At 70.5% G+C, this 20,210-nt stretch carries 19 protein-coding genes; 18 read left to right on the top strand and 1 reads right to left on the bottom strand.

Going from position 1 to position 20,210, the window contains the following annotated elements; translation table 11 throughout:
• Positions 1–31: 31 nt before the first annotated feature.
• From ABS78_RS09655 to ABS78_RS09630, 6 genes are all read left to right on the top strand, one after another.
• Positions 32–229, top strand: coding sequence for a hypothetical protein (locus ABS78_RS09655; protein ID WP_293377737.1), 198 nt, complete (start codon positions 32–34; stop codon positions 227–229).
• A gap of 760 nt (positions 230–989) precedes the next feature.
• On the top strand, positions 990–1,508 hold the full coding sequence (locus ABS78_RS09650) for a hypothetical protein (RefSeq protein WP_293377734.1): 519 nt from the start codon (positions 990–992) through the stop codon (positions 1,506–1,508).
• Between the two features lie 204 nt (positions 1,509–1,712).
• Entirely contained in the window at positions 1,713–3,200 is a 1,488-nt protein-coding gene (locus ABS78_RS09645; protein WP_293377731.1) for a hypothetical protein, read from the top strand.
• A gap of 4 nt (positions 3,201–3,204) precedes the next feature.
• Positions 3,205–3,840, top strand: a complete 636-nt coding sequence (locus ABS78_RS09640; RefSeq protein ID WP_293377728.1) for a hypothetical protein — start codon at positions 3,205–3,207, stop codon at positions 3,838–3,840.
• 15 nt (positions 3,841–3,855) lie between these two features.
• The gene (locus tag ABS78_RS09635; RefSeq protein WP_293377725.1) at positions 3,856–4,554 is read left to right on the top strand and encodes a hypothetical protein; all 699 of its coding nucleotides are present in this window, start codon (positions 3,856–3,858) and stop codon (positions 4,552–4,554) included.
• Between the two features lie 9 nt (positions 4,555–4,563).
• Entirely contained in the window at positions 4,564–7,080 is a 2,517-nt protein-coding gene (locus ABS78_RS09630) for a hypothetical protein (RefSeq protein ID WP_293377722.1), read from the top strand.
• Here ABS78_RS09630 and ABS78_RS09625 read toward each other — a convergent pair.
• Complete coding sequence (locus ABS78_RS09625; RefSeq protein WP_293377719.1) at positions 7,077–7,751, bottom strand: PEPxxWA-CTERM sorting domain-containing protein; 675 nt, start codon at positions 7,749–7,751, stop codon at positions 7,077–7,079. The genes ABS78_RS09630 and ABS78_RS09625 overlap by 4 nt on opposite strands.
• 150 nt (positions 7,752–7,901) lie before the next feature.
• Between ABS78_RS09625 and ABS78_RS09620 the strand changes: the two genes are divergently transcribed.
• The 12 genes from ABS78_RS09620 (at position 7,902) to ABS78_RS09565 (ending at position 20,196) form a co-directional block, all read left to right on the top strand.
• The gene (locus tag ABS78_RS09620) at positions 7,902–8,102 is read left to right on the top strand and encodes a hypothetical protein (protein ID WP_293377717.1); all 201 of its coding nucleotides are present in this window, start codon (positions 7,902–7,904) and stop codon (positions 8,100–8,102) included.
• A gap of 2 nt (positions 8,103–8,104) precedes the next feature.
• Positions 8,105–9,793, top strand: a complete 1,689-nt coding sequence (locus ABS78_RS09615) for a portal protein (RefSeq protein ID WP_293377714.1) — start codon at positions 8,105–8,107, stop codon at positions 9,791–9,793.
• Between the two features lie 277 nt (positions 9,794–10,070).
• Complete coding sequence (locus tag ABS78_RS09610) at positions 10,071–10,454, top strand: hypothetical protein (RefSeq protein ID WP_293377711.1); 384 nt, start codon at positions 10,071–10,073, stop codon at positions 10,452–10,454.
• On the top strand, positions 10,405–11,394 hold the full coding sequence (locus ABS78_RS09605) for a hypothetical protein (protein ID WP_293377708.1): 990 nt from the start codon (positions 10,405–10,407) through the stop codon (positions 11,392–11,394). Before ABS78_RS09610 ends, ABS78_RS09605 begins: the two co-directional genes overlap by 50 nt.
• Positions 11,395–11,686: 292 nt before the next feature.
• Positions 11,687–12,607, top strand: coding sequence for a phage capsid protein (locus ABS78_RS09600; RefSeq protein WP_293377705.1), 921 nt, complete (start codon positions 11,687–11,689; stop codon positions 12,605–12,607).
• Positions 12,608–12,704: 97 nt separating this feature from the next.
• Positions 12,705–13,211, top strand: a complete 507-nt coding sequence (locus tag ABS78_RS09595; RefSeq protein ID WP_293377702.1) for a hypothetical protein — start codon at positions 12,705–12,707, stop codon at positions 13,209–13,211.
• Positions 13,212–13,454: 243 nt separating this feature from the next.
• Positions 13,455–14,069, top strand: coding sequence for a hypothetical protein (locus ABS78_RS09590; RefSeq protein WP_293377699.1), 615 nt, complete (start codon positions 13,455–13,457; stop codon positions 14,067–14,069).
• Between the two features lie 67 nt (positions 14,070–14,136).
• The gene (locus ABS78_RS09585) at positions 14,137–14,436 is read left to right on the top strand and encodes a DUF2829 domain-containing protein (protein WP_293377696.1); all 300 of its coding nucleotides are present in this window, start codon (positions 14,137–14,139) and stop codon (positions 14,434–14,436) included.
• Positions 14,437–14,538: 102 nt separating this feature from the next.
• Positions 14,539–16,767 carry a hypothetical protein gene (locus ABS78_RS09580; protein WP_293377693.1) on the top strand — a complete coding sequence of 743 codons (2,229 nt, stop codon included), beginning with the start codon at positions 14,539–14,541 and terminating at the stop codon, positions 16,765–16,767.
• Positions 16,764–17,168 (top strand): hypothetical protein, encoded by a 405-nt coding sequence (locus ABS78_RS09575; protein ID WP_293377690.1) that lies wholly within the window; start codon positions 16,764–16,766, stop codon positions 17,166–17,168. Before ABS78_RS09580 ends, ABS78_RS09575 begins: the two co-directional genes overlap by 4 nt.
• 1 nt (position 17,169) lies before the next feature.
• Positions 17,170–17,625 (top strand): hypothetical protein, encoded by a 456-nt coding sequence (locus tag ABS78_RS09570; RefSeq protein WP_293377687.1) that lies wholly within the window; start codon positions 17,170–17,172, stop codon positions 17,623–17,625.
• Complete coding sequence (locus tag ABS78_RS09565; RefSeq protein ID WP_293377684.1) at positions 17,626–20,196, top strand: glycosyl hydrolase 108 family protein; 2,571 nt, start codon at positions 17,626–17,628, stop codon at positions 20,194–20,196. It begins immediately after the preceding gene.
• Positions 20,197–20,210: the final 14 nt, after the last annotated feature.

The following is a 20,210-nucleotide window of genomic DNA, read 5'->3' as shown; positions in this document are numbered from 1 at the left end:
CGCGAAGGTGCTGGCTGTCAGGGGTAGAAACATGACCAAATTCTACAAGTTCTCGTTGATGGACGGCTCGCCAGTGTTCGTGAACGCGGCTGCGATTGTCGCGTTCGAGCGCAATCCATTGGGCGGTTCCCGGCTGTATTTCGGCTCCGGAGAGACCTTCAAGCCGGTCAGTGAGACGTTGGAGGAGGTCCACAGATCGTTGCGCGAGGGCGGTGTGCACTTCGACTAGCGCCGGTCAACACCCCCGTTCTGCCAGCGGGGACTGAGCTTCGCTGTCTTCAGCACCTTCATGTGACGCCCGGCCGGCGCGTCAGCGCCGGACGGTGAACGCGTCACGCTTTATTCTCCGGAGCGGCCTCTAGGCCGCGACACGCTCTTGAGCCGCGCAGCGCCCGCCAGGGCGCGGTGCGCGCGGCTCGCCATACCTACCTGACCCCGACCCACGTTGATGCCTCTGGTCGGGCGCGTAGCGCCCGGACCCCGACCCTTGGCGGCCGTCAACCCCGACCCTTCGCCCTCTTATCCTTCCCCGACCCGGCCCGGCGTAGCCTGCATGCGGGCGTCGTGGCGTGGCGGGTGGAAACCCCGGCCTTCCAGACGCCTTCCATCAGAAGGCGAGTGATCTCAGCGGCTTGCGCCCTTGGAAGGCGTGGAAGGCCTGGAAGGTGGCCGCGCGGCTCCATGTGCGAAGGGTGAGGGGGTGTGATCGCGCAATGTGAATTCATCACCTTCCACGCCTTCCAGGGCTTCCAAGGTATCCACGTCTCGGAATTCGCAGGGATATTCATGGAAACACGCTTGGAAGGCGTGGAAGGGCAATAAAATAGGGGCTTTTAATGTCGGGGGGGTTGCCGCTAGCGCCAGCGCCGGACGGGCCTCGGAAGAGGGGGCGGCCGAAGGGGTCGACGAACCGGCGGGCGGCTGACCTGAAGGGGTATATCTCGGCGCGGTTCGGGGGATCGGCGGCGCAGCAGGCGGCGCAGCTCTGCATGGTGACGCCGGCCGAGCTGAAGGCCGCGGGCGGGAGCATGGCCAGGGCGCAGGTCGCCAAGGCGGCCGACCTGGTGGCCCACGTCCGCGCGGTCCAGGGCGGCCTGGACGATCGCCTGCGCGAGCTGGTGCGGGCCGAGGTGGAATTCTTGCTGCTCGACGCCAAGGAGGCGACGGCCAGCGAGCTGCGCAAGGGCCTGGTCCAGGCCCTGAAGCGCGCGGTGGACGGGGCCGGGGCCTTCACCCTGCGCGACGCGCTGAAGATCCTGGGGGACGAGCGCGCGGCGCTGCTGCCGTACACTGACCAGCGCCAGCCGCAGGCGGTCGAGGTGAAGGGCGAGGGCTTCGCGCCGTCGGTGGTGGTCCAGGTGGAGAGCGGGGCCGCCGCGCCGCGCCGGGTGAACGGGGCCGACGCTGAAATCATTGAGCAATTCGGCGCTGGGCCTGCCCTAGTCGCACACGTGAAGTCGCACGACGACCCTCAAGACACGGAAAACCCTGACCTTTTCGCCCCCTGACCCGCTGATGGGAAATCAGAGGGCCGTCGATCACCCCCCCCCTGGGGGGTCCACCCCCCACCCCCCAACTTCGGGGCGCCCCCTCGCGCCTTCCACCCCTCGTTCCGGCGGGCATACACCTGCTGGCCGCCTCTTATGCAACGTCTTGTCGCCGGCCCCACCCTCTCGGCTCGACACGGGTCAGGGTTGGGGAGAGCGCGCGCCATGAAGGTGAGAGAGCGGTCGGCATGGCAGCCGGCGGGTCCCAAGGCGGAGGCCTACGGCCTGTCCCGGGCGGACCTGGCCCTGATCGTGGGGCCGACGGGTGGGGGAAAGACGACCGAAACGGTCCGTCGCATCCTCCGCGCTGCGCAATGGCAGGACCCTAGCCCAAGGGACGGCTGGCGCAAGTGCCGCATCGCGGTGATCTGCACGACGTATCGCCGGCTCTGGGACCAGTTCACCCCCAGCTACTTCAAGGAGATCGACCGCGAGTGGGGGATGAAGGGGCCCGGCGGCGGCTCGGGCTTCACCGGGGCCAAGGGGGACCCCTGGGACCACAGGTTCACCCTGACCTGTCCGGACGGCGTCCCCGCCTACGTCGAGGTCATGGGCCGAGCGGTGGGGGACCAGGACCTGGAGGAGTTCTTCCGGGGCCTGGAGGTGACGGCGTTCATCCTGCCCGAGCTGGACACCCACGCCACGGTGGACATCCTGGCGGGCTGCCAGAACCGGGTGGGGCGCTATCCCGAGCCGGACGACCGCCCCGAGCTGGCGCCGGGCCGGCCGCCGGCCTACGCGGGCGTCTGGGCGGACAGCAACGCCCCGGTGATCGGTTCGTGGTTCCACAAGCGCTTCTACATCAGTCGAGAGGAGGGGGACGATGTGTATATCCAGCCCTCGGGACTGTCGCCGCAGGCCGAGAACCTTCAGAACCTGAGGAAGATCGACCCGAATTACTATCAGCGTCTCGCGGCGCGGATGAAGCAGAAGTGGGCGATCAAGCGGTTCGTGGAGAACAAGCCCGGCTTCACCCGCCACGGCGAGCCGGTGCACGAGTATTTCGACAGCGACCGCATGGTGGTGCAGCGGGCGATCAAGCCCGAACCGGGCCTCCAACTGGTCATCGCCTGCGACTGCGGCAACACCCTGAACCCGGCGGCCAGCTTCCAGCAGCGGGTGGGGCAACAGATCCGCGTGCTGGCCGAGGTGCTGCCGCCCATGGACCTCGTGCAGTTCGCAGCGGCCATCAAACGCGAGCGGGAGACCACGTTCGCCGACATCGCCGAGGTGGTGATCGTCGCGGACCCGGCGGCGCGGGCGCGGAGCGCCATGAACGCCCAGATCACCTTCGCGCAGCTCCTGAGCCACTACACGGGGATCGAGGTGCTGCTGGCCCCGTCGAACGACCCGAACGTGCGCCACACGGCCCTGAGCAACGTCTTCCAACGCAACGTGCTGGGTGGAGAGCCGGGGTTCCTGGTGGGAACGAATTGCCCCGGCACGATCGAGGCGCTGGCCGGCGGCTGGCGGTTTAAACGCACGGGCGACAAGGTGTCGCCGACGGCCGAGAAGAACATCCACAGCCACATCGGCGAGGCGACCGAGTACGGCCCGCTGGCCATGGAAGGCCTTGGCCTGGGCGGCGGGTTTATCCACCAGGACGGCCCCGGCGGGCACTCTGAGGATCATCGACCGATCCTTCAGGAGTAGGGCTTTGCGGGTTCAACTGGACGTCGAAGACCGACTGCTGCTGGAGAGCATCCTGGCGGCGATGGGCGGCCCGGAGCCGGACGGCACGCGCGGCTTCGTGAAGATCGCGGACCCGGACGGCAACCCCGTCGATCCGGTGCGGGCGGGTCCGCGGCTGTCGGAAGACGCCACCCCAACGACGGCCGCCATCGACGAGGTGAAGATCACCGATGTCGCGCTGAGCCTGGACACCAGCGCCTATGCGGCGGGGGACGTGCTGGCGGCGACGCAGGTGGTCGCGGCGTGCTTCAAGGCGAACGATGCGGCGGGGCTGTTGCAGAGCCTGATCGTCATCGACAAGGACGACCAGGGCGTGGCGCTGGACGTCTATTTCCTCTCGGCCGACGTGGCGATGGGAACCGAGAACGCGGCGCCCTCGATCAGCGACGCGAACGCCGAGCACATCCTGGGCGTCGTGAGCGTGGCGGCGGCCGACTACAAGGATCTTGGCGGGGTCCGGCAGGCCACGATCCGCAACATCGCCCTGCCGGTCTGCGCGGCGGCCGGCACAGACGATCTGTACGTAGCCGTGGTGAACGGCTCTGGCACGCCCACCTTCACCGCAGCCGGGATCGTGCTGCGCATCGGCGTCGTGGGCTGACCGATGGGACGGCTCATGCGGCTATGCATCCTCTCGGCTCTAGCCCAACCCGCGCCGCAGGCGGGGTTCTCCTTCTCGTACAAGGGGCGGTTCGACAACAACTCGGGCCTTTCGAGTTACACGTTCGCCGCCGTCGATATCGGCGATCCCCCGCCCCCCGGCCTGAACCGCCTAGTCTGCGTGGGCGTCACGGCTGCCGCGGCCACCAACCTCTCCATTTCGAGCGTCAACGCCAATGCGGGGGCCGTAGTCGGCGTCGTCGGGGCGAGTGGAGGTGGCCTGACCCGGATCAGCGAGTTCTGGACGCTCAACATCCCGACCGGCTCGACCGCCGACATAGTCGTGACGGCCAGCGGAAATCTGGCGCGGTGCGCGATCCATGTGTGGGTGATCTACACATCGCAGTCCGGTCACGCGGCGGCATCGGCGATGGCAATTCAGAATGGGGGAAACTCGCTGACCACGAACCCGGTGGCCATTCCGGTGAGCGGGGTGGCGATGGCCATCGTGCACATCATCAACGCGTCCGGCGGCCCGGTCGCCTGGACCGCGAGCGCGGGTACGCCGACCAAGCGTAATGACGCCCTGATCGGCAGCACCATCTGGGCGAGCGCCGCCGACCTCGACGGCCAGGGAGGAGCCTCGGCGACCTTCACGGCCGACGGCGCGGACGGGGTCAACTATCGCGGCGCCTCGATCGCCTACGGGCCGTAGGGGGCGCGAATGGCCGACCATGCCGTCACATCGCTGTCCGAGCTTGTCGCCCTGCTGGCGGCGGCGCGGGCGAACCCTGCCACGTATTCCGGCAAGACCGTGGACGTCCATGAGGCCGACTACTCGGCCGCTACGACCGACCTGGGAGGAAGCGGGGTCGTGACCTGGATCGACGCCCGCAACATCGCCTGCTCGGACTGGCTGGTGTTCCAGGCGGCGGAGGGTGAGACGCCGGAGTGGCCGGGGGTGTGTGCGGACGGCTCCAGCCGGCTGGCTTTCCACGACATCAAGTTAGCGACCACGCGCGTCATCACCCAGACATCGCAGGACCCGCGCGGAGGGGTCGCCCGCTCGTCCAACGCCAGCGACATCCGATATCGCCGGTGCCACGTCGAAGCCGACCCCATCGCAGAGTCGGACTTCACGGGATACGTCTCGGTATCCGACGTCGTCGGGACCTTCGAGCACGGCGAGACCCTCGACGTGTACGGCAGTCTGGCGCTGCTGAACGCCAATACGCCGAACGGCGGGACAGGCATCTACAACGACGCGAAGCCGAAAAGCTCCTCGTCGGTCTTCGCCATCTGCGGCAACGATCCGGGCACGACGTGCGCCGGAACCGAGGGCGGGTCGAATTCGACGGGCGGGCGAGCCTTTAGTGTGCAGAACGGGGGATGGCACCCCGCGAACAAGTGGCAACCGGACTTCTACATCAAGGGCCGCACGTCCGGCGCGACGGCGCGCCTGGTGGCCAAGACGTGGGTGACGAACCGTAGCTTCCTGATCGGCATCTATACCGGCCCAGGCGCGACGACGAACGGCCTGATCGTAGAGGACTGCACTTTCGCGAACCTGAAGTGGTTCGTGGCCGCCAAGGGTACGAACATGACGGTGCGGCGCAACCGGGGAGAGAACTTCTACACTTCTCCATTTGATCTCAGCGGCAACATCTCGGGCCTGGTGCTTGAGGACAACGAATTCGCGGGCGGCTGGTCGAAGAACACCGACTGCGAGCCGTCCGGCACCGATGGCGCGCACTCGTCGATCGGCGGCTTCAGTCAGGTGAACAGCGGGCTGAACAGCAACATCCGCCTGATGAACAACATCTGCGATGTCGGCCTGCACCGGCTGCGCGCGCTGGGTCAAATGGCCGTGGCGTCGAGCTGGAAGTTCAACGACATGAAGGCGGGGGACGTCTACTCCGGCCTCATCATGGGCGGCAACCTGCTGATTTCGGTCGACAGCATCGGGATCGAATGGGCGTCGATGGACGAGACCTGTCGTCTCACGCGCACCACCAGCATCAGTCTTCCAGACCGCGACACCGGCAACACTCCCAGCCTGTACTACGGTGACCTTCGCGGAGGCGCGGCGGTAGACAGGAACATCGTGACGAGCTTCGCGCTCAGTGCTTTCGGAGGCGGGACTGGGTTCAGCGATTTCCTGGCTAAGTCGTATGACAATGTCGTGTGCCTGTTCAGGGCTGCAAACGACAGCCCGGCTTCGCTGGCGGCGATGTTCGAGGGACTGGGTGGAGACGCCCCCTTCGCCGGGCCAGAGCCGGGCGACCCTGACTACTTCGACAAGCTGCAAGCAATGCTGACGCCGAAGGCCGGAAGCCGGGCGGAGGGGCGCGGCCATCACGGGTTCGATCCCGACAACATCGCGCCGGTCGCCAAGCCGATCACGAGCGTCACGAGCGGCGTGGACCTGGACCGGGTGCTCTTCGACAAGACGCAGTACGCCCGCTATTCGCGGGGCGCGGACCCGCGCCTGTTCAACCTGCCGGCCAACCCATCGGTGCTGACCGTAGTCATGGCGCTGAAGCTGACCAGCGCCGACAGCGAGGACATCTATCTGACCGACGGGTCGAGTGCGAACAGCATCGTTATCCGCCGGAAGCCCGCGGGCTCGAACAACGTGGTCTCGGTGCTGTGCAAGTTCTCGGCCTCGTACTGCGTCGCGATCGAGAGCGGGTTCCCGCTCAGGGCCAGCGACGGGCTGACCGTGCTGACGGTGTCGCTGGACCTGGCAAATTATAAGGCCCACATGATGAAGGGCGCGCTGCTGGATGGCCTGACGCGGGTATCGACCTGGGAGAACCAGCCGATCCGCATGACCGACGTCGAGCACGACTTTCCCGCGTCGGTGGCCGGCCGAATGGCCGGGGAGGTGGCGCTATTCTACCTGACGGACGAATACCTCGACCTTTCCAACCCGGCCAACCATGACAAGCTGGTGGCGCTGGACGGCAGACCGTGCGGGTATGGCGCCACGGGGGCGGCGCTGACCGGAACGCAGCCCCGCGTCTACCTGAAAGGGAACGCCGCCGCCTGGAACGCGGAAGGCGGGCTGAACCTGGGGTCAGCCCCGAAGACGTTTGTCATGCAGCTCGGCGCGGTGACCGACGCCTATGCGGCGGGTGGTGTCGATCCGCCCCCGCCGCCGCCACCCCCGCCGCCGCCGCCCCCGCCGCCGGTGGGCGTGGTAGCCGGGCGGGCGATGGGCCTGACCTACGGGTTCTAGGCGATGGCGCGTCGGCGGCGCAGCGCCGATCCAGCCAGGCCGAAGCCGCCGATCAGAAGCGCCCAGGTCGCCGGCGCGGGGACCGCCGCCGGATTGGCCGACAGGCTGTCGATGGCCAGGAAGTTTTCTCGCTCTCCCCACAAGGCGGAAAGTTGGATCTCGTCAAAGCCGCCACCGCTGAAGCCGATCCAGCCGTAGCTGCCGATGGCGGGCAGGACGGTTGTTCCCGCCAGAACGAGTTCTCCCTGGCGATACAGGCGATAGGTCAGATCCTGACCTGGTAGCGCTCCGTTGCCGACCTGAGCCTGGAAGCTCTGGAACGCCTCGCCGCTGGTCAGGGTGATCCTGAAGAACCCGTCGTTCGCCGCACCGTACATGCCCCATTCCCCGCTGCCGCCGGACCACGTGGGCGTCATGTCGTGGACGAAGATGTAGGACGGCGCGCTGAACGCGACCGTCAGGCCGCCTTCGGAATAGGGGACCTGCCCCGGCCAGAACAGTGCGCCCTCGCCCTCGACATCGGCCAGAAGGGGGTTCCCCTCCAGGCCTTCGAACCCGTTGTAGTGCGCGGGGGCGTCGATGAACGCATTGGTGTGGACGGTGACGGCCGCCGCGGCCGCGCCGGCGGATAGGGCGAGGGCGGCGGTGGCCGCGAGAATGGTCCTGAACATGTGAGCCTCCCGAGCTTTCGCGGAACCGGACTCCGCGAGACGCGCGCTGTCAAGCTTGCACACGTCCAGGGCGACCTTGGGGCGATCTCGAGCTGGCGATCCCGCGGGGGCTTTTATCCACGCCCGCGCGAGCCTCCCCATGCTGGCCTCATGAGCTTCAAGGTGAAATCCCCGAAGGTCGAGGCGCCGCCCACGCCGCCCGTCCAGTCCGTGGCGCCGGTGACCCAGCCGACGACCGATCGCAGCCGCCGGTTGTCGAGCGGGGGACGGCAGTCGTCGTTCCTGGGCGGGCTGGCGCGGGCGGCCCTGCCGCAGGCGCGCGGGTCGCTGACCGGAAGCTGGGGGACCTGACCATGCCGGTGTCGGTGACGCCCGCGGACTTCCGCACCCTGGACCGCATGCTGGGCGAGCTGAAGCAGAAGCGCCTGGAGCGGGAAGGGGAGTGGCAGATGCTGGCCGACATCTTCCTGCCCCGGAAGGATTTCAGCCTGCCGCAGAAGCCCACCGAGCTGCGGCGCCGTCGGCTGACCAGTTCGGTCCCCGGCGTGGCGGCGCGGCGTTCGGGCGCGTTCCTGGTCGGCAACCTGGTCAGCCACGCCCAGCCGTTCATCAAGCCCAACGTGGCGCGGGGCCTTCAGGCGTCGGGCCGGGCGTCGGAGCTGGACAGCGACAGCCGCGAATTCCTGACCGACGTCGAGTGGCAGGTGTTCGACGCCATGATGCTGCCCGAGAGCCGGTTCCTGACCTCGGCGTCGCGGCTGGCCCTGGAGCTGATCGTGTTCGGCTCGGGCGTGCAGTGGGTGGGCCGCAAGCGCGGGTTCGGCCCCAAGTACATGACCCGGCCGCTGCGCGCCTGCTGGTTCAGCGAGAACGAGGACGGGGACGTGGACACCCTGTTCTTCCAGTTCACCCTGCCGCTGTGGAAGGCGGTGGAGCGGTGGCCGGGCACGTCGCCGGCCAAGTGGCTGAAGGACGTCCAGACCGAGAGCAAGGCCCGCGACCATGTGACGGTCATCCACGCGGTCTATCCCCGGATCGGCGGCGTGGCCGGGGCCGAGGCTCGCGCCAAGCCCTATGCGGAGGTGTTCTTCACCTGCGACCAGAAGGCGGTGCTGGCGGAGGCGGGTTACGACAGCTTCCCGTTCGCGGTGCCGCGGCTGGCGGTGGAAGACGGCAGCGCCTACGGCACGGGCCTGGCCTGGCACGTTGCCCCGGAAGCCATCGTCCTGCACAACCTGACCCAGATGGCGGAGAACGCCGTGGGCCTGCAGGCGGACCCGCCGCTGCTGGTCCCCAAGCGGATGTTCGGCAAGGCCATCGACCGCCGCATGGGCGCGGTGAACTACTACGATGGCGCGGGCCTGGGCTTCCAGAACGCCGGGCAGGCGATCCAGCGGGTGAACATCGCCGGCAACGTCGAGGTGGCGGCCAACTGGCTGGCCCGGCTCGAAGGCAATGTCGAAGGCGGTCTGCTGACCGACTGGGTGCGGCTGCGCGACAGCGGCAACGTCACGGCCGAGGAGATCATCGAGCGCCGCCGGCTGCGGCTGGGCGCGCTGGCGGGGTTCATCCCCGAGATCGACCGCGACTGGATGGGGAAGTCGGCCGACCGGACGCTGGAGGTGATGGTGGCGGAAGGGCTGGTGCGCAACCCGCCCCGCCAGCTCAGCGAGGTGGACACCGATTGGGATTACGCCGGCCCGCTGGCGCAGGAGCAGCTTCGCGGCCAGGTGGACGGGTTCCAGCTCGCCGCGCGCATGGCGCTGGAGACGCGGGACCTGGACCCCAGCGCCGTGTACGCGCTGAACGTGGAAGAGGGCCTGCGGTCGGTGTTCGAGGCCGTGGCCCTGCCGCCCAAGGCGGTGCGCGGCCGCGCCGAGGTGGCCGAGCTGCGCGCGCGGGACGAACAGGCGAAGATCCTGGCCCAGAACGCCGAGCTGGCCGAGATGGCCGGGCGCGCGCTGTCGGCCGGCGGGCAGGGCGCGGCGAACCTCGCCACGGCCGACGCGATCCAGAACGGCGACATGAGGCAGGCGGCATGAGCGGACCCGGCGCAACGTGCAAGACGTGCCCTTTCTGGCTTGTGTGGCGCAGGGGGACACGGACGGCCGAGCAGGTCGTCGGGACGTGCAAGCGGTACCCCCCGACGGTGCTTGTGGGCGCCGGCCAGGCGCTCCCGCACATGCACGAGCAGGATTGGTGCGGCGAGCACCCCGGCCGGCGCGACCGGCTGACCCAGGATAACCCCCCCGAGCGAAGCCAACCGGGGCCGGCGATGCGGCCGGCCCCGGCGAAGCGCGGGAAGGGCAAGGCCGGCTGATGGCGCGCAAGCCCCGGAAGACCCCGCCGGCCGCGCCGCCGCCGGCCTTCGACGGCTTCGCGCTGATCGCGCGGATGCGGGCGGGGGACGAGGCGGCGCTCGGCGAGGCGTATCGCGCCACCTTCGGGAGCGAGCTGGGCCGGCTGGTGCTGGCCGACATCGCGCAGATGGCGGGCGTGGGCGGGCGGTTCGGCGGCGAAAAGACCGACGCCACGGCGCTGGCCTATCACCAGGGCGGCCATGACCTGGCCGTCGACATCCTGACCCGTGCGGGCTTCGACCAGGCCAGCACGATCGCCATGGTCTTCACTGGTCGCCTGGAAGGACCCGACTATGAACCTGCGGCCGGCGGCTATGCTGAACACGATCCCGAATTCGACTAGGGCGCCCGACGACGGGAGCGGCGGCGGAGGAAGCGGCGGCGCTGGGGGCGGCGGGGCCGACACCTCGGCCGGAGGCGGGGGCGCGGACACGACGGCCGGCGCAGGCGGGGCCGATACCGTCGGCGGCGGCGCTGGGGGCGACAAGCTGTGGTCGGACGGGCTGTCCGACGACCTGAAGGGCTCGCCCATCGTCGCGCGCTACAAGAGCCTGCAGGACTTCGTGAACGGGGCGGTGGCGCTGGAGAAGCGGCTGGGCGCGCCGGCCGACCAGCTCCTGCGCGTGCCGACCAAGCCCGAGGAGATGGACGCGTTCGCGCGCGACGTCTTCAAGCGGCTGGGCGCGCCCGACACGGCCGACGGCTACACCCTGAACCTGGGCGAGACGGCCGACGACGCCGACAAGGCCATGGGGGCGAAGTTCGCAGCCCACATGTTCGAGAAGGGCGGCTATCCGCCGGCCATGGTGCAGCACGCGGTGGACTTCTGGCTGGCCGAGACGGCGGCGGCGGCCCAGGCCGAAACCCAGGCGACGGAGACGGCCAACACGGCGGCGGCGGCGGCGCTGAAGGCCGAGTTCGGGGCCAAGTACGATCAGACGGCGGGCGAGATCGGCAAGCTGCTGGCCGACCTGGGCGGCGACGAGCTGGTCAAGGAACTGGACCTCAACAACAACGTGGGCGCCAGCCCGTCGCTGTTCCGGTTCCTGGCCAAGATCAACGACAAGCTGGCGGAGCCGGGGCCGAGCGGCGACGGGGGGCGGGCGAAGACCGACGGCAAGATGACGCCGGCCGAGGCGAAGTTCGCGCGGCTGGCGATGGAGAGCGACCCGGTGAAGGGCAAGGCCCTGCGCGACGGGGCGCACCCGATGCACGCGGCCGTGGTCGAGGAGCGGCGGCGGTATTTCGCGTTCGAGAACCCCACCCTGAACGAGAAGGGATAGGCGGGGGCCTCCCCCCCCCGTCTTGTCGCTTCGCGCCAAGACATCTCCCCCAGGCGGGGGAGGAGAGTTGACGGGCCGGGGCAAATCAGGGCAGGCCAGCACCATCGCCTGAACCGGGAACCCGTCGCGAACGGTCCGGCAGGAGGGCGGTCGCCGGGGGGCGCAAACCCCAGGCTCGCGTCCGGCCGCCTCGCTTCGGCGAGGGGCCGGGGACCGCTGCCGATCAAACCCAGACCTTTGATCGAGAGCGCACCGCCCTGCCTTGCGCAGCGTGCGCCGCAGCGAGGACCGCATGTCCAACGAAGCCGCACAGTACGTCCCCGGGTTCGAAGCGAACCTGAAGCTCATGCCCCAGCAGGCGAATTCGCGCCTGGTGCAGGGCGTGCTGGCCGACCTGAACCACACCAAGCCCGGCACCCTGTTCAACGCCGACGACCTCGACGTGGACAACGAGCCGGAGCTGGAAGTCACCACGCGCATCCCGAACTCGCCCGAGGGGGAGTTCAACCACCTGCGCCGCGTCGGTTTCTTCAAGGCCTTCCAGAAGGGCAAGTTCCTGGAGGACCTGGAAGTGGTGCGGATGCTGGAGGACCCCACCAGCGCCGGCATGGCGTCGATGATGAACGCCAAGCACCGGGCCACCGACGACTTCATCATCGACGGGATGTTCGCGCCCAGCCGCAACGGCCAGAACGGCGAGACCGCCGTGGCCTTCCCCGGCGCCAACATCATCGACGTCACCGACCGGTCGTTCCTGCACGACGCCGAGGTGGTGCCGGGATCGGGCAATCTGCCGCTGACGATCGGCAAGTTGATCGCCGCCAAGGTGCGCCTGGACGAGACGGAGCTGGAGGGCGACCGCTTCTTCGCCTGTTCGGCGGTCCAGCTCGGCAACCTGCTCAGCTCGACCCCGGCGACGTCCAGCGACTACGCCAACGTGAAGCGGCTGGCCGAGGGCGACACCAACACCTTCATGGGCTTCACCTTCATCCGCAGCCAGCGGCTGAAGTCGCCCGCCGCCAACGTCCGCCGGTGCGCGGCCTGGATCAAGGACGCCCTGCAGTACAAGGAGCGGCCGATCAAGAACGCGCGCATCACCCAGCGCGAGGACAAGTCCTACCGCTGGTACGCCTATTACGAGGTCGAGCGCGGCATGGTGCGCCGCTACGACGCGGGCGTGCTGGGCGTGGACTGCGCCGAGAACGTCTTCTAGGCGCGCCGCCGAACCGGGCGGGGGCGCGAGCCTCCGCCATTCCCCCCTTCGGCCGTGACGGCCGCCGGCCGAGGCCGGAACACGAGAGACCAGGACCATGACCGACTACAACGGCGACCTCGTGGGGACCGTGCTGGCGTCCGGCGCCGGCCCGAACCCCAAGGGCGTTTCGAGCGCCCGCAAGGGCGGCTCGGACAAGGTGTTCATCCGCGACACCCTCGAACTCGTCACCGCCTTCGCGCAGAACGACCGCATCCTGCTGGGGATGGTGGCCGCGGACGCGGTGCTGGACCCGATCCTGAGCGTCATCTGGTTCGACGACCTGGGCGGGGCCGGCCTGACCATGGACGTCGGCGGGGCGGGCAGCAGCGCCGGGCCGGAGAACGCCCTGGTGGGCGGCCAGGACGTCACCACGGCGGCGGGCTCGTGCAGCGCGCTGAAGTCGGTGAACATCTCCGACTACTGGAAGCCGCTCTGGCAGCTCTACGGCCTGTCCGCCAACCCGGGCGGGATGTTGCCCGTCTACGCCAAGATCAAGGGGGCCGACCCCGGCACGGGGACGGTGACCTGGCAACTCGTCGGCCAGCGCCTGCTGGCCGGCTGACATTCGCCGCCCACCCCGCGCTGCGCAACATCGCGAGCGGGCGGCGGAGATCCGGCAGGTTGTCGAAAACAGCCGGAAGCGCGGGGCGGGCGGTCCTTCCAGACGCCCGCCCCGTTTGCGTTCTTCTTGGGCGGCGGTCGTCGGCCCTTCGGGACCTCCCGATCCGACGCCGCCGGCTGTCTTGGGCGGCGGTCGTCGGCCCTCCGGGACCTCCCGATCCGACGCCGCCTGGAGGTTTAAACGATGTCCACGGTCAAGCAGGAAGTCGTCAACGCGGCCATGGCCCACATGGGCGAGCCGGGGTTCGAGGACATCGGCCAGGACCCGCCCTCGGCGGCGCTGGTCAAGGTGCTGGCCCAGCTCGACGGGCGGGCCGGGGCCGAGCGGCGGGCGCTGTCGCGGCACCCGTGGCTGTGCGCGCTGTCCTATCTGACCCTGGCCCCGGTGTCGCCGGCGCCGACCAACTGGAAATGGGCGAACGCCTTCCTGCTCCCCCAGACGGCGGTCAAGGTGTGGGAGGTGGATGGCCCGCCCGATCTGGCCTACGAGATCGGGACCGAGACGGTGGGCGGATCGGAGCGGTCGGTCATCCGGGCCAACGTCGGGAGCCTCCGCGTGAGCTTCAGCGAGGTGAAGCCCTACGAGGCCTACAGCGCCGACCTCTGCAACTACATCGCCTTCCTGCTGGCGTCGCGCGCCATCGGCCCGCTCAAGAGCGACTACGAGGGCGCCGCGCGCCTGAAGAAGGACGCCGAGGCGGCGGCGCTGGAGGCCATGAGCGGCGAGGCCGGCCAGCACGGCGGGGAAGACCCCCGGCTGGCGAGCGGGCTGGCCGACCTGCGGCGGCGGGTGGCTTAACCACGGGCGGCGGCGGAGGGGGAAGCTTCCTAGGCCGGCATGGGGCCGGTTTCTGGAAGGACAGACGATGTATCCCGACAAGATGGACTTCGGCATGGCGCTAGCCGCTTTGAAGGCCGGGGCGATGGTTGCCCGCGCAGGGTGGAACGGTAAGGGAATGTTCCTCTTCCTCGTTCCCGGCTCGCGGTTCCGCGTCAACCGTGCGCCGCTCCTGGGCATCTATGATGAAGGAACGGAGATCGAGTACCACGCACACATCGATATGAAGACCGCCCAGGGCTACGTCGTGCCCTGGCTGGCGTCACAGGCCGACCTTCTGGCGGAAGATTGGATCTTATCCACGCCGCAGACCGCCGACCCATCCTGACCTCGCCCCTCGGGGCGTTCCTCCCTGACTGGCCCGGCGGTGTCGCCGGGCCTTTTTCGTGGGCCTTATCCACGTGCGCGCCGTGCCCGCGATGCTGGCGGCATGTCCCGCCTCGACAGTTTCAGCAACAGCTTCGCGTCCGGCGAGATCAGCGAGGACGCGTGGGAGCGGTTCGACCTGGAGCCGGTGGCCACCGGCTGCGAGGAGGCGCTGAACTTCGTGGGGCTGACCACGGGCGCCATCGCCAGCCGGGGCGGGTTCTGGCGGCGGGGCGCGCCGAAGATCGAGGGCGACCGCCAGCGGCTGTTCCCCTGGGCGCTGGCCGACGGCGAAGGCCTGGTGCTGGAGATGGGGCACCTCTACGCCCGCGTCTGGACCGCCGGCGGCGCGCGGATCATGGACCCGTCGAACCCCGCGATCCCCTACGAATTCGCGCACGGCTATTCCTCGGCGGACCTGCCGGGCCTCCGCCTCAAGCAGATCGGCGACCTGGGCTTCATCACCAGCCGGGACGGTCTGTTGCCCGTGACCCTGCGCCGGACGGCGGACGACGCCTGGAGCACGGCGGTCCAGGCGATGAAGAACGGCCCCTGGCTGGGCGAGAACACGGACGAGACCCGCACGCTGACCTTCACCGACCTGGGCGGGAACGACGTCCAGGTGGATTGCACGGGGGCGACGTGGAGCCTGTTCAAGGCCGGTCACGTGGGATCGCAACTGCTGATCCGGCCGCCCGGCGGCTATCCCGGCATGAAGACCTGGGCGCCCAACACGGCCGTGACCGGGGGCGAGAACGTCATCAGCGTGGGCCGGGTCTACCAGGCGGCCGGTAGCGGCACGACGGGCAACACCCCGCCGAACCACGAACAGGGCACGGTGAGCGACGGGGTGGTGGGCTGGACCTTCGTCCACGACGGGGCCACGGCCTTCCTGATCCATACCTACGCGTCGCCGACGCAGGTGATCGCCTCGCCGCTGGGGACGCCGCCCTTCGACCTGACCGGCGGCCCGGTGGCCACGTCGAACTGGCGGGAACAGGCGTTCTCGCTGGTGCACGGCCGTCCGACGGCGCTGGTGGCGGTGCGCGAGGAACGGCTGGCGCTGTCGGGCTCGCCCGAACGCCCCGACGCCATCGACTTCACGCGAACGGCCGGCTGGACCCCCGACTTCGCCGATTTCAAGCCCGGCCTGGGCACGGGGCTTGTGGTGGACGACGACGCCTGCCGCACCACGCTGGGCGACCGCCGGGCGCGGATCGTCTGGCTGATCGACGCCCTGGTGCTGGTGGCCGGCACGACCGAGGCGGAATGGATCGTGTCGGGGGCGACGATCGAGGACCCCATCACGCCGTCGTCGGTGAAGCCGCGCCGGATCTCGGAATACGGATCGGCCGACGTCATGCCGGTGCTGGTGCAGGGGCCGCCGCCCACCATCCTGCACATCGCCAAGGGCGGGACGACGCTGCGCGAGCTGCCCCTGGGCGGCGGGGCGAACAGCGAACTGGACGGCCGGGACCTGTCGATCCTGTCGCAGCACGTGTTCGGCGTCGGCGTCACCGACATGGCCTGGAGCCGTCCGGACAACAACCTGTGGCTCCTGCTGGCGGACGGCCGGCTGGCGTGCCTGACCTATCACCGGGAACATGGCGTCATCGGCGTGCGCCGGCAGGACATGGGTGGGTGGTTCGCCGAGAGCCTGTGCACCGCGCCGGGGGCCGACGGCCGCGACCGACTGCACGTGGCGGCCCTGAGGGTGAAGGCCGGAACGGTGCAGCGCGCGCACTTCGTCCTGGCGACCCGGGACGAGCAGATGTTCCTGGACTGCGCGGACAGCTATTCGGGCGCGCCCGCCACGACGATCGGCAACCTGAGCCATTTCGAGGGCGAGCAGGTGTTCGTCCTGGGCGACGGCGCGGACCTGGGACTGAAGACCGTCACGAGCGGGCAGGTGACGCTGGACGCGGCGGTGTCGCACGCCGTGGTCGGCCTGCCGCTGCACCGGCGGTTCAAGAGCGGGATGTTCGACCCGAGGCGCGAGGGCCTGTCGCTGGCCAAGCGCGTGCGGCCGGTGGCGGCCTGGGTGAGCCTGTCCGGCGTCGAGGCCGTGGTGCGTTCGGAGAACCAGGACGAACCCGACGACCGGCCGGTGCCCGCCGACACCATCCTGCAACGCCGGCCGGGGGACGCGACCCCCGTGGTGCGCCGCAAGCGCAAGAAGGTGACGCTGGGCGGCGGGGCCGACGCGGACGTGCGCCTGATCGTCGAGACCCTGAAGCCCTACGACCTGAAGCTCTACGCGATCCGGCCGGTCTACGAGGAGGGGCGGTCTTGAGGCTGCGCCCCTACGAAGCCGGGGACGAACGGCGGTTCACGCCCAGGCCGGATTTTGCGGCCGATCTGGCCGATGCCGGCGGCGCGCTCCACGACGGCCCGCGCTACACGCTGATCGCCGACGACGGGGTGACGGTCCTGGGCCTGGGCGGCCTGACGCCGCTGGAGCGGGAATTCTCGTACGGTGCGTGGGCTTACCTGGGAAACCTCACGCCGCGCCAGTGGGTGCAGGCCGCCCGGCTGGCGGCCGAGGTCTGCGGTATGGCGACGACCTGCGCCGGCTGGCGCATCTACGCCGTCCCCGCGGACACCGACGCCGCGCAGCGCCTGCTGGCCAGCATGGGGTTCCGGCCGTCGCCGGACGATGACGGCGTGTGGAAACTCATGCGGAAGGGTCTCTGACATGGTGGCGCCCGTCCCCGCGCTGGCCGTCGCCTCGGCTGGACTTTCCGCCCTGGGGAAGATCCTGGGTGGGGTCGGCGCCAAGAAAGCCGGGAAGGCGCGGGCCCAGGCGCTGGAGTACAGCGCCGGTCTGGACCTTCAGGAAGCCGGTCTGGCCGCCCAGCTCGGGCTGGAGGAGGACGAGCGCGTGGCCGCCAACCTGGCGGTGAACGCGGCGGCGGGCGGCGGCGGGGGGCTGCGCGGGTCGGCGCTGGCGGTGCTGGACGACCTTGGCCGCCAGAGCCTGATGAAGGCGCGGAACACCAGCTACGCCGGGATGACGGCGGCCTGGGCGCGGCGGAACGACGCCAGCGCGGCGCGGGCGCAGGGCTCGAACGCCCTGACGGAAGGGATCGTGGGCGCCGGCGGCTCGCTGCTGGGCGGGTTCGCGCGCGCCTACGCCGGGGGGGCGAAGTAGATGGCGCGGCTGCCGCAGAGCCTGGACATCGGCCCCGCGCGGGGCGCGCGATCCAGCATCCCGGGGGTCGGCCAGACGGACCTGGGCCTGGGCGACCTGGCCGAGGGCCTGGAGGCGGTGAGCCGGGCGGTGGGCGAGCGCGACAGCCGCCGCGCCGCCACCCTGTTGCAGACCGCCCAGGCCGGATACGAGAGCGGGTTCGCGCAGCGGGCGGCGGGCTACGACGGCCGCGAGCCGGGCTTCGCCAATTTCGAGACCAGCCATTTCGACGCCTGGGCGAAGGGCCTGACCGAGGATCCGAAGCTGGGCGACGGGGTGCGCCTGGCGCTGAAGCGCCAGCTCGACGACTACCGGGCCGACGCCGGCCGGCGGGCCATCGGCGTCGAGGCGAAGGCGCGGGGCGAGATCATCGCCGACCAGCGCCGCGCGCAGTCGGCGCAGAACATCAGCCTGGGCCTGACGGGGTTCCAGGCGAGCTACGGCGCGGGTTATCAGGCGCTGGCGGACGGCTACGACGGATCGACCCGCGACTTCACCACGCGGGCCGCCGCCCTGTTCGACGAACAGGCGCAGGCGGCGGCCGAGGCCGTGCCCGAGGCCGACCGGCCCGACTTCCTGGCCCGGCTGGCGGGGCTGCGGCCGGGGCTTCAGGCCCAGGCGTTCGAGCAGGAACAGCGGGCGGCGCAGGCCTATCTGGTGGAGAGCGTGAAGGCGGCGCGGGCCACCACGGTCAATGCCGTGCTGGGAAATCCCGAGGCCTACGCCCTGGCGTCGAGCACGTCGGAGGAGCTGCTGGCCGGCCTTCCGAAGGCGCTGCGCGGCCCGCTGCTGCGCGAATACCAGGGCGAGCTGGCGGCGGCGCGGGTGCAGGGCCTGATCCTGAAGGGCGACCTGGACACGGCGACGGCCGAGCTGGACAGCGGCCGATACGACAAGGTGCTGCCGCCGGCGCAGAAGCTGCAACTGACCGAGGCGGCGAAGGGCCGTTCGGCGCGGCTGGCGGCCGACCTGATCGAGGCGCTGCGCTACGGGGGCGACGTGGACACGGACGCCCTGAAGCGGGCGGCGGCGGCCAGCGGCGATCCCGGCCTCAAGGCCAAGGCGGATTTCGCGATCGAGGTGGGCGGCCTGGAGGGCGCGGCGCTGGGGAGCCTGACCGGCGGCGGGAGCCGCAAGGGCTTCGTCGAGGCGGCCGGGTTCGTGATCGACGCCCTGGAGGGCGGGGCGAAGGTGAACCCCGACGACAACGGCCGCGGCGCCAGCAAGTTCGGGTTCACCCAGGCGTTCCACCCCGACATCGACGTGAAGACCCTGACCCGGCCCCAGGCCGTGGCGCGGGCGCGCAGGTACTGGACGGCGGTGGGCGGCGACAGCCTGCCGCCGGGGCTGGCCGTGGTGGCGTTCGACGCGGCGTTCAACCAGGGGCCGGAGAAGGCGCGGCGCTGGCTGGCCGAGAGCGGCGGAGACGTGGGGGCCTATCTGGCGCTGCGCGAGGCCGAGTACCGGCGGCTGGCGAAGGCCGACCCTGCGAAGTACGGCGACGACCTGCCGGGCTGGCTGAGCCGGCTGGGGAAGGTGCGGGCCGAGGCCGCGCGCCACCAGGCGTTCGCCAACGTGCAGGCCGGCCTGTCGTCGGACCCGATCAAGTTCGCCCTGGGCGGCAACGGGCGCGCGCCGCTGGCCAGCGTGCCGCCGCTGCCCGACACCGCCAGCGGCCCCGCGTTCCGCACCGCGCTGCAAGGCCGGCTGGCGGTGGGCGACATGATGCAGCGGACCTATCGCGCCCCGCTGCGGATGCTGACCGAGGGGGAGGCGGCCTTCTACAAGGACATGATCGACCGCGATCCGACCGCGGCCGTGGATTTCGCGCGCGAGGCGATGGCGGCGGTCGGCCCGGCGGCGGCGCGCAGCCTGCTGGGCGAGATCGGCCGCCAGGGGGAAGCGGGCGTGACCCTGCACCTGGCGGCGCTGGCGACGGCGGGCGTGGAGCGGTTCGCCGACCGGGCGGCCCAGGGGCTGGCGCTGAAGAAGCAGGGCGCCACCCTGGACAAGTCGCCGGAGGCGGCGGGCATCCGCGCCCGGCTGGACGAGCTGAAGACCGTGTTCGCGGCCATGCCCGAACTGCGGCTGGCGGCGCAGGCGACGGCGGAGGCGGCGTTGCTGGCCGACCTTCAGGGCGGGGAAGCGCGGTCGGCGGCCTACTATGTGGCCGGCGCCCTGGGGGCCAGCACCCGGAACGGCCGGGTGTACGGCGGCGTCTCGCGGCTGAACGGCCAGCCGGTGCTGATCCCGTCGTGGCTGGCCGCCGATCAGGCCGACGACGCCCTGGACGTGCTGGCGGCGCGCTGGACGGCGGGCCGGGGCGGGCCGGTGCACGGGGATGGAACCCCGGTGTCGGCGGCCGAGATCGGCCGCGCCCGGCTGGAGCAGCTTCCGGACGGCCGGTACCGCCTGCTGGACCGGCAGGGCCGGGTCATGGCCGCGCCGGGTGGGCGGGCGTTCACCTTCGATTGGGACGACGCCCGCGACGACCTCGCGAACCGCCTGGGCGCGGGGGCGGTGGACCGATGAGCGTCCTTATGCAG

The sequence above is a fragment of the Phenylobacterium sp. SCN 70-31 genome (assembly GCF_001724605.1).
Lineage (GTDB): Bacteria > Pseudomonadota > Alphaproteobacteria > Caulobacterales > Caulobacteraceae > Phenylobacterium.
Note: the sequence above shows the minus strand (reverse complement) of the source record. Positions and strands in the feature narration are given on the sequence as shown.

What these genes read in the sequence shown, in the direction of transcription:
- ABS78_RS09655 (WP_293377737.1), top strand. Translation starts at nt 32, where the DNA reads ATGACCAAATTCTACAAGTTCTCGTTGATGGACGGCTCGCCAGTGTTC.
- ABS78_RS09650 (WP_293377734.1), top strand. Translation starts at nt 990, where the DNA reads ATGGTGACGCCGGCCGAGCTGAAGGCCGCGGGCGGGAGCATGGCCAGG.
- ABS78_RS09645 (WP_293377731.1), top strand. Translation starts at nt 1,713, where the DNA reads ATGAAGGTGAGAGAGCGGTCGGCATGGCAGCCGGCGGGTCCCAAGGCG.
- ABS78_RS09635 (WP_293377725.1), top strand. Translation starts at nt 3,856, where the DNA reads ATGCGGCTATGCATCCTCTCGGCTCTAGCCCAACCCGCGCCGCAGGCG.
- ABS78_RS09630 (WP_293377722.1), top strand. Translation starts at nt 4,564, where the DNA reads ATGGCCGACCATGCCGTCACATCGCTGTCCGAGCTTGTCGCCCTGCTG.
- ABS78_RS09625 (WP_293377719.1), bottom strand. Translation starts at nt 7,751, where the DNA reads ATGTTCAGGACCATTCTCGCGGCCACCGCCGCCCTCGCCCTATCCGCC.
- ABS78_RS09620 (WP_293377717.1), top strand. Translation starts at nt 7,902, where the DNA reads ATGAGCTTCAAGGTGAAATCCCCGAAGGTCGAGGCGCCGCCCACGCCG.
- ABS78_RS09615 (WP_293377714.1), top strand. Translation starts at nt 8,105, where the DNA reads ATGCCGGTGTCGGTGACGCCCGCGGACTTCCGCACCCTGGACCGCATG.
- ABS78_RS09610 (WP_293377711.1), top strand. Translation starts at nt 10,071, where the DNA reads ATGGCGCGCAAGCCCCGGAAGACCCCGCCGGCCGCGCCGCCGCCGGCC.
- ABS78_RS09605 (WP_293377708.1), top strand. Translation starts at nt 10,405, where the DNA reads ATGAACCTGCGGCCGGCGGCTATGCTGAACACGATCCCGAATTCGACT.
- ABS78_RS09600 (WP_293377705.1), top strand. Translation starts at nt 11,687, where the DNA reads ATGTCCAACGAAGCCGCACAGTACGTCCCCGGGTTCGAAGCGAACCTG.
- ABS78_RS09595 (WP_293377702.1), top strand. Translation starts at nt 12,705, where the DNA reads ATGACCGACTACAACGGCGACCTCGTGGGGACCGTGCTGGCGTCCGGC.
- ABS78_RS09590 (WP_293377699.1), top strand. Translation starts at nt 13,455, where the DNA reads ATGTCCACGGTCAAGCAGGAAGTCGTCAACGCGGCCATGGCCCACATG.
- ABS78_RS09585 (WP_293377696.1), top strand. Translation starts at nt 14,137, where the DNA reads ATGTATCCCGACAAGATGGACTTCGGCATGGCGCTAGCCGCTTTGAAG.
- ABS78_RS09580 (WP_293377693.1), top strand. Translation starts at nt 14,539, where the DNA reads ATGTCCCGCCTCGACAGTTTCAGCAACAGCTTCGCGTCCGGCGAGATC.
- ABS78_RS09570 (WP_293377687.1), top strand. Translation starts at nt 17,170, where the DNA reads ATGGTGGCGCCCGTCCCCGCGCTGGCCGTCGCCTCGGCTGGACTTTCC.
- ABS78_RS09565 (WP_293377684.1), top strand. Translation starts at nt 17,626, where the DNA reads ATGGCGCGGCTGCCGCAGAGCCTGGACATCGGCCCCGCGCGGGGCGCG.